Source organism: Erwinia sp. MYb375 (assembly GCF_037479175.1).
GTDB lineage: Bacteria > Pseudomonadota > Gammaproteobacteria > Enterobacterales > Enterobacteriaceae > Erwinia > Erwinia rhapontici.
The window spans coordinates 83446-97826 of the sequence record NZ_JBBGZS010000010.1 but is presented as its reverse complement, the minus strand read 5'-3'; the positions used below and the strand labels follow the sequence as shown (position 1 = coordinate 97826).

Sequence of the window (14381 nt, the reverse complement as noted above, 5' to 3'; positions counted from 1 at the left end):
ATCCAGCGTCAATCACGCCAGGGAAAATTAAACAGGCAGTCGGGGAAAAATTAAACCGGGGGCGTGAAATCGCGGGGAAGAAAAGAGAAGGGGCCGGATATCCGGCCCCAGGTCATCAGTAGAACGAATGCTCACCGCGTTCGTGTTCTGTCAGGTCGCGTACGCCTTTCAGTTCAGGGAACGCTGCCAGCATCTCTTTCTCGATGCCTTCTTTCAGGGTCACATCGACCATGGAACAGCCGTTACAGCCGCCGCCAAATTGCAGAATAGCGAAACCTTCGTCGGTGATTTCCATCAGGGAAACTTTACCGCCGTGGCTGGCCAGCTGCGGGTTGATCTGGGCCTGCAACAGGTACTCAACACGCTCAATTAACGGGGCATCTTCGTTAACTTTACGCATTTTGGCGTTCGGTGCTTTCAGCGTCAGCTGTGAACCCAGGTTATCGGTCACAAAGTCGATTTCAGCGTCTTCCAGATACGGTGCGCTCAGGGCATCAACATAGGCTGACAGCAGGGGAAACTTCAGTTCAGTATCCGTTGCTTCTACTGCATCGGGTGGGCAGTAGGAAACACCGCACTCGGCAGTCGGTGTACCCGGATTAATCACGAATACACGAATTTGGGTGCCATCTTCCTGCTTTGACAGCAGTTTTGCGAAGTGCTCTTGTGCAGAGTCGGTAATTAGGATCATGGCGATTGCTCAATAGTTAACTAATTTCATTGGTTATAATACGCCCATCACCGACGCTCTACAAGGTTCGGCACAGGCACCAGATCTGTACGCTGGCAGCACCCCTGGCCAGCAGAATGCGGCTTATCTCTGCGGCGGTACTGCCCGTGGTGACCACATCATCTAATAAGGTGATATGCAGTCCGCGCACATCAATTTCAAGTGTAAACGCGCCGCGTAAGTTTTTACGCCGTGCCAGAGCGCCCAGTCGGTGCTGAATACGCCCCGCACGCACACGTGTGATGGCTCGGGGTAAATAACGACATTGCGTCCAGCGCGCCAGGCTGTGAGCTATATCCTCCAACTGATTATAGCCGCGTTGCCACGCCCGGCGATGATGCAGTGGCACCGTCAGCAATACATCGGGACGAAGCAGCCCGCTGTTACGCCGTTGCATTAACCAGCATAGCAGTATCAACCGGGCCAGCATTACCGCAAGTGCGGTGGTGTGATAAAACTTTAGCCGGTTCACCAACTGGCTCAGCGGTGGTTGCCAGGGCGTGACTGACACCAGCCACTGCCAGGGAGGCGGATTGTGCAGGCAGCGGCCGCATTCACGGGTTGTTTCGCCGCTGGGCAGTCCACAGCGCGGGCAGCCACCGCGCATCGCCAGAAGGCGACGTAAACAAACGGTGCACAAGCCGTGCTGTGCAAGATTGAGCGGCATCAGACATAGCCAACAGCCTGCTGGCATTGGTAGCATGGCGACCTCGTAATTTAAATACAGGACGATAACCCATGACGGTGCTTCACTGGGAGACTATTGGACAGGGCGATTGCCATCTTGTGCTGCTGCACGGATGGGGGCTGAACGCCGGGGTGTGGCATTGCATTAGCGAGCGGCTCAGTGCACATTTTTGCCTGCATCTGGTGGATTTGCCCGGCTATGGCCACAGTCAGGGATTCCCGGCAATGACTCTTGACGAGATGGCGGCAGCCGTGCTGGCGCAGGCCCCTGAGCAGGCCATCTGGCTGGGCTGGTCGCTGGGGGGCCTGGTTGCCAGCCAGGTGGCGCTGAATGCGCCGCAGCGGGTGCGCGGTCTGGTCAGCGTGGCATCCTCACCGCGTTTCAGTGCGGAAGCTGATTGGCCCGGCATAAAACCGGAAACGCTGACCTCATTTCAGCACCAGTTGAGTGAGGATTTCCAGCGTACCGTGGAGCGGTTTCTCGCGTTACAAACCCTGGGAACGGACAGCGCTCGCCAGGATGCCCGGGCGTTGAAAAGCGTGGTGTTTGAGCGGCCGGTACCTGCGGTTGAGGTCCTGAACGGCGGACTGGAAATTCTCAAGACGGCAGACGTACGCCAGGCGCTCGCCGCGCTGTCCATGCCATTTTTGCGCCTGTATGGGGCGCTGGATGGCTTAGTCCCGCGCAAAATTGTCCCGCTGCTTGATGATGCCTGGCCAGCCAGCACCAGCCATATTATGGAGAAAGCGGCCCATGCGCCGTTTATCTCGCATCCGGCGGATTTCTCACAGCAGATTATCGATTTCAGTGAAACTCTCTGGACCTGAATTCTGAATTAAAAACAGCCTGCTCCGTTGATTATTTCTGGTCATTTTTTGCAACAATTCACCTCGTTGCTGCTTTTATCTGTTGGGGAAATAATAAAAGCGGCAGCTTAGATTTGCTGCCATAATTTACTGGAAATATTGACCTAAGGAGAGGAAATTATATGAAAAAGCTGATCACTATCTCTGCCCTGATGTTGACTACCCTGGCGGCATTTAATGCCAGTGCAGCCGAGCAGATCACCCGCGAAAAAGCGCAGGAGATGAAGCTGGAAAAGATCGGTACGGTGACGACAAACTCCACCACCGACCCGATGGATGCCAACGCGCGCCTATCGAAAAAAGCGGATGAGAAAGGCGGAAAATACTATGTGATCATCGCGGCCCAGCAGGGGAATCGCGATCACGCATTGGCCGACGTCTATAAGTAAGTGATAGTCTCTGCCCGCCATCGGTGGGCAGTTTCAGGCTTTCAGCCAGCGGTATTCCCACGCTTCCAGCAGCATCGCCTGCGCACCATCAATACGATCGTCACTGGCAATATCCCGATACCAGCGCGCCTCTGGCAACATCAAACTCACTGCTTTGTTGCTCAGGTTAAACACACACCAGAGGGATTCCTGTTCTTCTCTTGCCTGGCGTTTCATCACCAGCAGTGAATTGTCACTGTCGATGATGCTCATGGGATTATCCGGATGGAAGGCCGACTGCTGGATACGCACCTGAATAAGCTGGCTGAGAGCATAGTAGACCCGTTGTCGCAGTGAATCCTTTTCCATTAATGCCTGTTCGATATCGCTGACGGCATATTTCTGGCGGTTGATCGCCCGGTTGTAGCCGGCGGTTTTGACGCCTTCTACATCGTTACGTGAGCCGAGAATACTTTGTACGTAGATGGCCGGTACGCCGGGAAAGGCCAGCAGCAGCGCATGAGCAAGCAGGAAACGGCGCAGGCGGGTATCGTCGTCGTCCGGTTTCTGATTCAGCGCATCCATGTAGGTGACGTTAATTTCATACGGGCTGGTGCTGCCGTCAGGGTTATTCTTATAGGAGATCAGTGCCCCTTCCATCGCCAGATCGCGCACCAGCGAAACGATTTCAGTTTCTGGCAGAATGCCGCGTAAGGGGTTCAGACCGATGCCGTCATGTGAGGCGAGGAAATTGAAGAAGGTGGTGCTGCCGCTGCCGCCATCGAGGGAGGCGGCCCACTGCCGCAGGGCGCGCGAGGATCCGTAATGGATCGCGTGCAGCACCAGCGGCGGCAGTGAAAATTGATACACCATCTGCGCCTCATCACGACCATTACCAAAATAGCTGATGTTATCTTTGTGCGGTACGTTGGTTTCCGTCAGCACAACCGTGCCTGGTGCCACCTCGTTGGCGATGGCGCGAAACAGTTTGACCAGTTGGTGGGTTTTTTCCAGATGAATGCAGGACGTCCCCGGGGTTTTCCACATGTAGCCCACGGCATCCAGCCGCAGGTAATCGGCGCCTTTTTCCAGATAATCCAGTACCACGTTCACCATCGCGATCAACACTTCCGGGTTAGCGAAGTTCAGGTCGATCTGATCGGCGCTGAAGGTGGTCCAGATAAAACGGGTTTCACCATCGGCCATCGTAAAAGGCGTGAGAAGGGGTGAGGTGCGTGGGCGGGTGACAGCGCTTAAATCGGTGGTGGGCGGCATGCTGATAAAGAAATCGTCCCAGCCGGGGTCCTGCGCCAGATAATGGTGAAACCAGGTGCTTTCAGATGACATGTGGTTGCAGACAAAATCAAACATCAGCCGGGTATGCTGGCGCAGGGCGGCCACATCCTGCCAGTCGCCACATTTAGGGTCCACCTGGTGATAGTCAATAACGGAGAAGCCATCGTCGGAAGACCAGGGGAAAAAAGGCAGCAGATGAACCAGATTAAAGCTGGATTGCAGGTGCTGTTGCCAGAAACGGGAGAAGGTCGTCAGGGTGGGTGTGTTCTCTTCATGAAACTGATCGGCGTAGGTGATCAGCACCACGTCTTTTTCATCCCAGTGTGGCTTACGTGACTGTTGAATACGCTCCCGCGCATCAGCAATCAGCGTATGCAGCCGCTGTAAGCAGGATGGCGGGAAAGTGTAATCGTAGATCTTATCTATTAAGTTATTGATAATATCCATTATTATTCGAATTGCCACCGCTGGTGAAAAATTCAGACGTTATTTTTCACTGTAGACGCTGGTCACAAAATCGCAACCTGCATCAGTGGCAACGACCGTTTTTGGCGCAGTTCTGGCAGCCGGTGCTGACCTGTTTGACCGGGATCTGCGCCGGGGTGATGCGCACCCGGCGTAGCGCGCCCAGCAGCAGGGCATTGAACAGCAGGACAGTGGTAATAATCAGACTGCTGCTGCCCGGATGCTGGTGGAAACTGGCAACCTGATAGAACAGAGCGGCCAGCGAGTAAGCCAGATCCAGCCCCCACAGGATCGAGAACAGCATCCAGCGGTGACTGCTTTCACGGGCAATGGCACCCATCACTGAAACGCACGGCACGTACAGCAGCACAAAAATCAGGTAGCTGTAGGCGGCGGCATCGCTGGCGAACTTGCTGTGCATCGTACCCATTGCGCCGCTGGCCATTTCCGCATCGCCTTTACTGGCCTCAATAGGGTTGGCGAGAACGCTGAGGCTGAAGGTGGCTTTGATGCCTTGCCATGTCTGAGTCAGCGCGTCACTCAGTTGCGCGCGAAGACTGAACTGCTCAGGGTCGAATGCCTGCTGTTGCAGCGCTTCGGCGGTGTAGAGGGTATTCAGCGTGCCGACTACCACTTCTTTTGCCATCGCTCCGGTCAGCAGACCGACGGTAGCCTGCCAGTTATCATCGTGAACACCGATCGGTGCCAGCAGCGGTGTCAATGTCTGGCTGACGCTGGCCAGCGCGGAGTCGTTCAGATGACTCACCGGCTTGCCGCTAAACGAAAAACAGTTTAGCGCTCCGATAAGCATACTGACCAGCACAATCACTTTCCCGGCCCGCAGGACAAACCCCCGCAGACGCTGCCAGGTCTGCAACAGCAAACTTTTGGCGTGAGGAACGTGCCACAGCGGCAGTTCCATCACAAAGGGACTGGCGGTACCGCGCATCAGCGTATGCTTCAGCAGCAGACCAGTGGCGATGGCCGCACAGATCCCCAACAGATAGAGGCTGAAAACGACCAGGGCACCGCGCTGACCGAAAAAGGCCGCCGCAAAGACGGCGAAAATCGCCAGCCGCGCTCCGCAGGAGATAAACGGCGCCATCAGCACGGTGATCAGCCGCTCCCGTGGCGCGTCCAGCGTGCGTGCACCCATCACCGAGGGCACATTGCAGCCAAAGCCAACAATCAGCGGTACAAAGGATTTACCGGGCAGACCCAGCGCCTGCATCAACCGATCCATCACAAAGGCGGCACGCGCCATATAACCGGAATCTTCCAGCAAAGAGAGGAACAGATACATCATGCCGATCTGCGGCACCAGCGGCATCACGGTATTGATCCCGCCGCCAATGCCCTGCGCCAGGAAAAGTGTCAGCCATAACGGCAGGTGCAGCGTAGCCCCCAGCCATTGCGTACCCTGAATAAAGATCGCCGCTGATCCAAGGTCGAACAGGGGTTGCAGCGCGCCACCAAGGTTGATGGCGAGGAAGAACATCATATACATCACCAGCAGAAACACCGGCAGACCCAGCCAGCGGTTCATGGTCAGCCGATCCAGCCGCTGGCTGAACAGGCTACGGCTTCCGGCCACACGGATGACCTTGTGACAGAGGGATTCGAGAGTCTGATAGCGGCTACTGGCAATGGACTGGGCAGCATCTTCCCCCAGATGTTCATGGATGCCAGGCAGTAACGCCTGGGCAGCGGGCATCTGCTGCTGGCTCCAGATGTCCCCTTCCAGCATATGCAGGGCCAGCCAGCGTTTCTGCCCTTCGGGCGTGGCGGCAGGCATGGCCGCGACCAGTTCACGTAATGCCTGTTGCAGCGGCTGCGAATAGGGGACATCAAGCAGGGTAGGCTGGCGTGAATAGCGGTCGATGGTCTCTTTCAGTGGTTTGATGCCGCGCCCGCGTGTCGAAACCAGCGGTATCACCGGGCAGCCCAGGGCCTGTTCCAGCGCCGCGAGGTCTAACTCTGTTTGCTGGCTTTCAACAATATCCAGCATGTTTAACGCCACGATGCAGGGCTGCCCCATTTCCAGCAGCTGCAAGGTCAGATAAAGATTACGTTCAAGGTTACTGGCATCCACCACGTTAATCACCAGGTCAGCATCACCGCTCAGCAGATACTGGCAGGCAATCTGTTCGTCCAGCGATGCCTGCGCCGAGAGGGTGGTGAGCGAGTAACAGCCCGGCAGATCAACCAACTGCACCTGATGCTCTGCGGTGGTGAACAGCCCCTCTTTGCGCTCGACGGTTACCCCGGCCCAGTTACCGACCCGCTGGCGCGATCCGGTGAGCTGGTTAAACAGGGTGGTTTTACCTACGTTTGGGTTCCCGGTCAGTGCGATAGTGATGGTTTTCATGCTGTCTCTCCGGCTGACTGCATGGCTTCCAGCTGGAGCAAATCAAGGTCCCTTTTGCGCAACATCAGGCTCACGTGGCGGGTTTCAATATGCAGCGGATCGCCCAGTGGCGCGATGCGGATCAGCCGAAAGGTGGCGCCGGGCAACAGCCCCAGCGCCATCAGTTTCTGGCGAAATACCGGATTGATGGATGACGAAAAACCGACGATTCGGTAGGTATGCTGTGGGATCATGTGCATTGGCGGTGCCTGCTTAAATAGACACTGAGAATTTTAATGAGAGTGATTCTTGCTCACATTGATATGGAGCAACTTAATCGCAGGGCAAGTGGGGAGGTTAGGAAAAAAGAGCGGGCCGTGAGGCCCGCCGGGGAGGATTAGCTTTTTTTACCAAACGCGGCGGCCAGCGCATCGCCCATCGCGCTGTTGCCCGCAGACTGAGCAGCAGGGCGTTTGTTGTTGGCTTTTGCCGGGCGTGCATTGTCACGGTCCGGCGATTTGTTGCCGCCACCGCGTCGCGCATTGGTTTCGCCTGGCTGCTCGTCAAGACGCATGGTCAGTGCAATACGCTTACGCTGTAAATCCACTTCCATCACCTTCACTTTGACCACATCACCAGCTTTCACCACTTTGTGTGGGTCATCGACAAATTTATCGGCCAGTGAGGAGATATGCACCAGACCATCCTGATGGACGCCGATATCGACGAAGGCGCCGAAGTTGGTGACGTTAGTCACCGAGCCTTCCAGCACCATCCCCGGGAGCAGGTCATTCATGGTGTCGACGCCGTCAGCGAACTGTGCGGTTTTAAACTCAGGACGGGGATCGCGGCCCGGTTTTTCCAGCTCTTTGATGATGTCACTCACGGTCGGCACGCCGAAACGCTCATCGGTAAAATCAACGGCTTTCAGATTACGCAGCTCAGTCGGGTTACCCATCAGGTCGTTCAGTGCCTGCTCGGTGGCGGCGAGAATGCGCTCCACGACAGGATACGCTTCCGGGTGCACGGTAGAGGCATCCAGTGGGTTATCGCCCTGAGTGATGCGAAGGAATCCGGCGCACTGTTCAAAGGCCTTTGGCCCCAGACGACCGACTTTCAGTAACTGCTGACGGTTCTGGAAACGGCCGTTCTCGTCACGCCAGGTGACAATATTCTGGGCGATCATCTTGCTCAGCCCTGCCACGCGCGTTAGCAGCGGCACAGAGGCGGTATTCAGATCGACACCCACGCCGTTTACGCAGTCTTCCACTACCGCATCAAGTTTTCTCGCTAACTGGCTCTGGCTGACGTCATGCTGGTACTGGCCGACACCAATGGATTTCGGGTCGATTTTCACCAGTTCGGAGAGCGGGTCCTGTAAGCGACGGGCAATGGAAACCGCACCACGCAGCGAGACATCCAGGCCGGGGAACTCCAGCGCCGCCAGTTCGGAAGCGGAATAGACCGAGGCTCCCGCTTCGCTGACGATGACTTTCTCGCCCTGTACCTGCGGGAACTGCTTCTGCACCTCAAGATAGAAACGCTCGGTTTCACGCGATGCCGTACCGTTGCCGATGGCGACCAGTTCAACCTGATGTTGGGTGCAGAGTGCCGCTACGGCCGCTGCGGCTTTGGCAGTCTGCCCGGTGTGAGGATAGATGGTGTCGGTCGCGACCAGCTTCCCGGTCGCATCCACTACGGCGACTTTGACCCCGGTACGCAGGCCAGGATCGAGACCCATCGTGGCGCGCATCCCCGCCGGTGCCGCCATCAACAGATCGTGCAGATTGCGGGCGAAGACATTAATCGCTTCGTCTTCCGCGCGTTCACGCACAGTGCCCATCAGTTCGGTTTCGAGGTGCAGCAGCACCTTGATGCGCCAGGTCCAGCTGACCACGGCTTTACGCCAGGCATCCGCTGGCGCATTGTTCAGGCGCAGATTCAGATGGTCCGTGATGATCTGCTCACCGTGGCTTTCGCGCGGTGGTTCATCGAACTGCGGATCAGCATTCAGCGCCAACTGTAAGATACCTTCGTTACGCCCACGGAACATGGCCAGCGCACGGTGTGAAGGCACAGTGGATAACGCTTCATGATGATCGAAGTAGTCACGGAATTTTGCGCCTTCCTCTTCTTTGCCATCGATCACGCGTGCGACCAGGTGTGCATTTTTCCACAGGTAGTCACGTACTTTTGCCAGCAGCCCGGCATCTTCTGCGAAGCGTTCCATCAGGATATAGCGTGCACCATCCAGTGCCGCTTTGGTGTCTCCCACACCTTTGTCGGCATCAATGTAGCCAGCGGCCAGTTGTTCAGGGTCGTGAGACGGCTCCTGCCATAACGTGTCCGCCAGGGGTTGCAGACCGGCTTCAATAGCGATCTGACCGCGCGTGCGGCGCTTCTGTTTGTAAGGCAAGTAGAGGTCTTCGAGCTCGGTTTTACTCAGAGTGGCGTTGATTGCCGCTGCCAGTTCATCGGTCAGTTTTCCCTGGTCGGCAATGGATTTCAGAATGGACTGGCGACGGTCGGCAAGTTCGCGCAGGTAACCCAGTCGGGTCTCCAGCTGACGCAGTTGGGTATCATCTAACCCGCCGGTCACTTCCTTACGATAACGTGCGATAAACGGCACGGTATTTCCTTCGTCGAGCAGGCGAACAGCGGCTTCAACCTGTTCTGGTCTGGCCTTTAGCTCACTTGCAATCAGGCGGCTCAGTGAATTATTCATCATTGTTGGGACACTTTTTAGCTTAAGAAATTGGCAACAGTTATACGGATTGCAGCAGCATAATGCCAGTCATCAGGCTGTCAGCATGGCTGCAACGGCGAGTTTAAGACTCTTTGACGTAGCTGATCGCATTGACGTACCACAGCGCTTCACCCACCGGGGTGTGGACGATGGCGGCATCCCCGATCTCTTTTTTCAGCAACGCACGCGCCATCGGCGAGTCGATAGAGATATAGTCATTACGACCAAAAATCTCGTCATAGCCGACAATGCGGAAATGCTTCAGATCGCCATCATCATTTTCCACCTCTACCCAGGCACCGAAAAACACTTTGCCATCCTGCTGAGGGGAATAGTCGACAATACGCAGCTGTTCCAGGCACTTGGTCAGATAGCGTATCCGGCGGTCAATTTCACGCAGGCGTTTTTTGTTGTACTGATAGTCGGCATTTTAACTGCGATCGCCAAGGCTGGCCGCCCAGGTGACCTTTTTCGTCACTTCCGGGCGATCTTCGCGCCACAGGAAGTCCAGCTCCTGCTTCAGCAGGTTGTAGCCTTCGCGGGTAATCAGTTTGGTTTTCATCATTCAGCCATCGTCATCGTGATATGCAGACTATTTTGTTGTGCTGTGTGACGGGATGCAAATTCATTGTTCCGAATTATGCCGCAACGTTACTGCTTGTTTGTCATGATAAATACGCTGGAAAAAACCGTTCATCCCCAGGTTTTTTTGACCCAGGTTACAGATAAGCTGCTGTTTAATATGCTTTGTAACAATTTCGGCTACAATATAAACCATTATTGACTGTTACATTCAGGCATCTTTTTTGAAAATACAGGCTCAGGCAATAGCGCCTTTGGGAGTAACGAAATGCAAGAAAATTACAAAATCCTGGTGGTAGATGATGACATGCGTTTGCGTGCACTGCTGGAGCGTTATCTGACCGAGCAGGGCTTCCAGGTGCGTAGCGTGGCCAATGCTGAGCAGATGGATCGCCTGCTGACACGTGAATCATTCCACCTGATGGTGCTGGACCTGATGTTACCTGGCGAAGATGGCCTGTCGATTTGCCGCCGTCTGCGCAGCCAGAGCAACCCGATGCCGATTATTATGGTCACTGCCAAAGGCGAGGAAGTGGATCGTATCGTGGGCCTCGAAATCGGTGCGGATGACTATATTCCAAAACCGTTCAACCCACGTGAACTGCTGGCCCGTATCCGTGCGGTGCTGCGTCGTCAGGCGAATGAACTGCCGGGCGCACCTTCTCAGGAAGAAGCGGTGATTGCTTTCGGTAAATTCAAGTTGAACCTCGGTACCCGCGAGATGTTCCGTGAAGATGAGCCGATGCCACTGACCAGCGGCGAGTTCGCCGTGCTGAAAGCGCTGGTGAGCCACCCGCGTGAGCCGCTGTCGCGCGATAAACTGATGAACCTGGCCCGTGGTCGTGAGTACAGTGCGATGGAGCGTTCTATCGACGTACAGATCTCCCGTTTGCGCCGTATGGTGGAAGAAGATCCGGCTCATCCGCGCTACATCCAGACCGTTTGGGGCCTGGGCTATGTCTTCGTGCCGGACGGCAGTAAAGCATGAGGCGATTCCGCTTCTCTCCCCGTAGTTCATTTGCCCGCACACTGTTATTGATCGTTACCCTGCTGTTCGTCAGCCTGGTAACGACCTATCTGGTGGTGCTGAACTTTGCAATTTTGCCCAGTCTGCAACAGTTCAACAAAGTTCTGGCCTATGAAGTGCGTATGTTGATGACCGACCGTTTGCAGTTGGAAGATGGCACGCAGCTGGAAGTGCCTCCGGCATTTCGCCGTGAAATCTACCGTGAACTCGGCATCTCGCTGTATACCAATGCAGCGGCGGAAGAGAGCGGATTACGCTGGGCGCAGCACTATCAGTTCCTCAGCCAACAGATGGCGCAGCAGTTGGGTGGCCCGACCGATGTTCGTGTGGAGGTCAATAAGAACTCCCCGGTGGTGTGGCTGAAAACCTGGCTGTCGCCGGATATCTGGGTGCGCGTCCCCCTGACCGAGATCCATCAGGGCGATTTCTCTCCGTTGTTCCGCTACACGCTGGCGATTATGTTGCTGGCGATCGGCGGAGCCTGGCTGTTTATACGTATCCAGAACCGCCCGCTGGTGGAGCTGGAGCACGCAGCGTTACAGGTGGGTAAAGGCATTATCCCGCCACCACTGCGCGAGTATGGTGCCTCTGAGGTCCGTTCGGTGACGCGGGCATTCAATCAGATGGCGTCTGGTGTGAAACAGTTAGCTGATGACCGAACCCTGCTGATGGCCGGGGTGAGTCATGACCTGAGAACGCCATTGACGCGTATTCGTCTGGCAACGGAAATGATGTCAGAGCAGGATGGCTATCTGGCTGAGTCGATCAATAAAGATATCGAAGAATGTAATGCGATTATCGAACAGTTTATTGATTACCTGCGTACGGGCCAGGAGATGCAGTTTGAACGCGCGGACCTCAACAGTGTGTTGGGGGAAGTGGTGGCGGCAGAAAGCGGTTACGAGCGTGAAATTGAAAACGCCGTAATGTCCACTGAGCTGATGCTGGATATTAATCCCCTTGCGATTAAGCGTGCTATTGCCAATATGGTCGTCAATGCTGCCCGTTATGGTAATGGCTGGATTAAGGTCAGTTCCGGCCGCGAGCTGCATCGGGCCTGGTTCCAGGTGGACGATGATGGTCCCGGTATTGAACCCGACCAGCTTAAGCACCTGCTTCAGCCGTTCGTGCGCGGCGACAGCGCACGCAGTACCAGCGGCACGGGCCTGGGACTGGCGATTGTGCAACGTATTATTGATGCTCACCAGGGGGCACTGGAGATTGGTAAGAGTGAAAAAGGGGGCTTACGCATTCGTGCCTGGCTGCCATTGCCACCTGCCAGCCTTCCGCCAGGGCCGACAGTGACAGGCAAGGGCGCGGCATGATGTCGTAGGGGTGAGGCATGCCTCACCCGATTCCACTGGCTTACAGTGTCGGTCCGGCTTTCACCAGAGCTTCACCCGCTTTGGTGTCGGTAAACTTATCGAAGTTATTGATAAATCTCTGAGCCAAATCCCGGGCCTTTGTTTCCCATTCGGCTTCACTCGACCAGGTTTGACGCGGGTCGAGCAGTTTGCTGTCTATACCTTGCAGAGTCAGCGGTATCTCCAGGTTGAAAACAGGCAACGTGGTGGTTTCTGCATGGGCGATGTCCCCACTGAGGATAGCGTTGATAATCGCCCGCGTATCGGCGAGCGAAATACGTTTCCCGCTGCCGTTCCAGCCGGTGTTCACCAGCCAGGCTTCTGCGCCTGCGTCTTTCATCCGTTTCGCCAGAACCTCTGCGTACTGTGTGGGGTGCAGAGTCAGGAACGCGGCACCAAAGCAGGCTGAGAAGGTGGGAGTGGGGGCGGTGACGCCACGCTCAGTACCGGCCAGTTTGGCGGTAAAACCGGACAGGAAATGGTACTGGGTCTGCTCGGCGGTCAGGCGTGATACGGGGGGCAGCACGCCAAAAGCGTCAGCGGTCAGGAAAATCACTTTCTTCGCGTGGCCGGCTTTCGACACCGGTTTAACAATATTGTCGATATGGTAAATCGGGTAGGAGACGCGGGTGTTCTCGGTCTTGCTGCTGTCGTCATAATCCACCGAACCATCGCTGCGAACGACAACGTTCTCCAGCAGGGCATCCGGGCGGATCGCATGGTAGATCTCCGGTTCTGCTTTTTCTGACAGCTTGATCGTTTTAGCGTAGCAGCCCCCTTCAAAGTTAAACACGCCGTCATCATCCCAGCCATGTTCATCATCGCCAATCAGCTTGCGCTCTGGGTCGGTAGACAGTGTGGTTTTGCCCGTGCCCGACAGGCCGAAGAATATGGCAACATCCCCTTTTTCACCGACGTTTGCCGAGCAGTGCATCGACGCGATCCCTTTTAGCGGCAGCAGGTAGTTCATAATAGTGAACAACCCTTTCTTCATCTCGCCGCCGTACCAGGTTCCCCCGATAAGCTGTATGTTTTCCGTCAGGTTAAAGGCGACAAAGTTCTCGGAGTTCAGTCCCTGCGCCTGCCAGTCCGGGTTGGTGCACTTGGCGCCGTTCATCACCACGAAGTCAGGTGTGAAATTCGCCAGACCCGATTCATCCGGGCGTATAAACATGTTCTTCACAAAGTGCGCCTGCCAGGCGACTTCCGTGATAAAGCGTACGCTGAGGCGTGAGTCCGGGTTAGCGCCGCACCAGGCATCGACCACAAACAGGCGTTTGCCGGAGAGCTGCTGCGTGACAAGGTTTTTCAGCGACTGCCAGGTTTCCTGCGAGAGGGGATGGTTATCATTTTTACCTTTGCCCTGGTCACTCCACCACAGCGTGTCGCGGGTGGTTTCGTCACGTACCAGATATTTGTCTTTCGGAGAACGTCCGGTAAAAATGCCGGTATCCACGGCCACAGCGCCAGACTGCGTGATGATACCGTGCTCAAAACCGTTTAATGTGGGTAGGGTTTCTTCCTTAAACAGGGTGTCATAATCAGGATTATGAATCACCTTAACCGTATCAGTGATGCCATAAGCGACGAGGTCCTGCAAGGTCAGGTCGTTAGTGTGCATGTTACTGCTCCTTTGTCGGTTTTTTGTACTGCGTCAAATTGTAGGGGTATTTCAACTTTATTATCGCGAGTGACCTCCGACTTCTGCATCAGTGCCGGGTGATACCACGATCGCGCGCAGTTTACACCCGCCAGAAAACAGCGAAAGCGGCAAAGAAGGAAAATGAGAAGCCACGCTGGGTTCAATGAAAAGAATCGCATTTGTTGCATCAATAGTGCTAAGTCGGTGTCTGTTTTTAGTGATAAATACCAGGGAGGGGAGGATTGTCAGGTGGAAAGTTC

At 55.4% G+C, this 14381-nt stretch carries 11 protein-coding genes and 1 pseudogene; 4 read left to right on the top strand and 8 right to left on the bottom strand.

The window, feature by feature from the left end; genetic code table 11:
• Positions 1-115: 115 nt before the first annotated feature.
• The gene (gene nfuA / locus WH279_RS00520) at positions 116-691 is read right to left on the bottom strand and encodes a Fe-S biogenesis protein NfuA (protein WP_133846647.1); all 576 of its coding nucleotides are present in this window, start codon (positions 689-691) and stop codon (positions 116-118) included.
• A 58-nt stretch (positions 692-749) separates the two neighbouring features.
• Entirely contained in the window at positions 750-1433 is a 684-nt protein-coding gene (gntX, locus tag WH279_RS00515) for a DNA utilization protein GntX (RefSeq protein ID WP_200642637.1), read from the bottom strand.
• 35 nt (positions 1434-1468) lie between these two features.
• Here gntX and bioH point away from each other — a divergent pair, with 35 nt between their 5' ends.
• Both bioH and WH279_RS00505 read left to right on the top strand, forming a co-directional pair.
• Positions 1469-2245 carry a pimeloyl-ACP methyl ester esterase BioH gene (gene bioH, locus WH279_RS00510; protein WP_339454623.1) on the top strand — a complete coding sequence of 259 codons (777 nt, stop codon included), beginning with the start codon at positions 1469-1471 and terminating at the stop codon, positions 2243-2245.
• Positions 2246-2406: 161 nt separating this feature from the next.
• Positions 2407-2673, top strand: a complete 267-nt coding sequence (locus WH279_RS00505; RefSeq protein WP_133846650.1) for a YdgH/BhsA/McbA-like domain containing protein — start codon at positions 2407-2409, stop codon at positions 2671-2673.
• A 33-nt stretch (positions 2674-2706) separates the two neighbouring features.
• Here WH279_RS00505 and WH279_RS00500 read toward each other — a convergent pair whose 3' ends face one another.
• The 5 genes and pseudogenes from WH279_RS00500 to greB all read right to left on the bottom strand — a co-directional run bounded on the left by WH279_RS00500 (position 2707) and on the right by greB (position 10068).
• A complete protein-coding gene (locus WH279_RS00500; RefSeq protein WP_339454610.1) occupies positions 2707-4395 on the bottom strand; it encodes a sugar phosphorylase in 1689 nt (562 codons plus the stop codon).
• 82 nt (positions 4396-4477) lie between these two features.
• On the bottom strand, positions 4478-6781 hold the full coding sequence (feoB, locus tag WH279_RS00495) for a Fe(2+) transporter permease subunit FeoB (RefSeq protein ID WP_339454608.1): 2304 nt from the start codon (positions 6779-6781) through the stop codon (positions 4478-4480).
• Positions 6778-7020: a ferrous iron transporter A gene (gene feoA / locus WH279_RS00490; RefSeq protein WP_200642641.1), complete on the bottom strand. Its 243-nt coding sequence runs from the start codon at positions 7018-7020 to the stop codon at positions 6778-6780. Before feoA ends, feoB begins: the two co-directional genes overlap by 4 nt.
• 137 nt (positions 7021-7157) lie before the next feature.
• A complete protein-coding gene (locus tag WH279_RS00485; RefSeq protein WP_339454606.1) occupies positions 7158-9488 on the bottom strand; it encodes a Tex family protein in 2331 nt (776 codons plus the stop codon).
• Between the two features lie 100 nt (positions 9489-9588).
• Positions 9589-10068, bottom strand: a pseudogene (gene greB, locus WH279_RS00480) (transcription elongation factor GreB).
• Positions 10069-10356: 288 nt separating this feature from the next.
• Between greB and ompR the strand changes: the two are divergent.
• Positions 10357-11076 (top strand): osmolarity response regulator transcription factor OmpR, encoded by a 720-nt coding sequence (gene ompR / locus WH279_RS00475; RefSeq protein WP_001157751.1) that lies wholly within the window; start codon positions 10357-10359, stop codon positions 11074-11076.
• The gene (gene envZ / locus WH279_RS00470) at positions 11073-12440 is read left to right on the top strand and encodes a two-component system sensor histidine kinase EnvZ (RefSeq protein WP_200642643.1); all 1368 of its coding nucleotides are present in this window, start codon (positions 11073-11075) and stop codon (positions 12438-12440) included. Before ompR ends, envZ begins: the two co-directional genes overlap by 4 nt.
• 40 nt (positions 12441-12480) lie before the next feature.
• Here envZ and pckA read toward each other — a convergent pair whose 3' ends face one another.
• Positions 12481-14100 (bottom strand): phosphoenolpyruvate carboxykinase (ATP), encoded by a 1620-nt coding sequence (gene pckA / locus WH279_RS00465; protein ID WP_339454587.1) that lies wholly within the window; start codon positions 14098-14100, stop codon positions 12481-12483.
• Positions 14101-14381 lie beyond the last annotated feature (281 nt).

Bases quoted from the DNA above. Each gene is read 5' to 3' on its own strand.
- nfuA (WP_133846647.1), bottom strand. From the start codon at position 691: ATGATCCTAATTACCGACTCTGCACAAGAGCACTTCGCAAAACTGCTG.
- gntX (WP_200642637.1), bottom strand. From the start codon at position 1,433: ATGCTACCAATGCCAGCAGGCTGTTGGCTATGTCTGATGCCGCTCAAT.
- bioH (WP_339454623.1), top strand. From the start codon at position 1,469: ATGACGGTGCTTCACTGGGAGACTATTGGACAGGGCGATTGCCATCTT.
- WH279_RS00505 (WP_133846650.1), top strand. From the start codon at position 2,407: ATGAAAAAGCTGATCACTATCTCTGCCCTGATGTTGACTACCCTGGCG.
- WH279_RS00500 (WP_339454610.1), bottom strand. From the start codon at position 4,395: ATGGATATTATCAATAACTTAATAGATAAGATCTACGATTACACTTTC.
- feoB (WP_339454608.1), bottom strand. From the start codon at position 6,781: ATGAAAACCATCACTATCGCACTGACCGGGAACCCAAACGTAGGTAAA.
- feoA (WP_200642641.1), bottom strand. From the start codon at position 7,020: ATGCACATGATCCCACAGCATACCTACCGAATCGTCGGTTTTTCGTCA.
- WH279_RS00485 (WP_339454606.1), bottom strand. From the start codon at position 9,488: ATGATGAATAATTCACTGAGCCGCCTGATTGCAAGTGAGCTAAAGGCC.
- ompR (WP_001157751.1), top strand. From the start codon at position 10,357: ATGCAAGAAAATTACAAAATCCTGGTGGTAGATGATGACATGCGTTTG.
- envZ (WP_200642643.1), top strand. From the start codon at position 11,073: ATGAGGCGATTCCGCTTCTCTCCCCGTAGTTCATTTGCCCGCACACTG.
- pckA (WP_339454587.1), bottom strand. From the start codon at position 14,100: ATGCACACTAACGACCTGACCTTGCAGGACCTCGTCGCTTATGGCATC.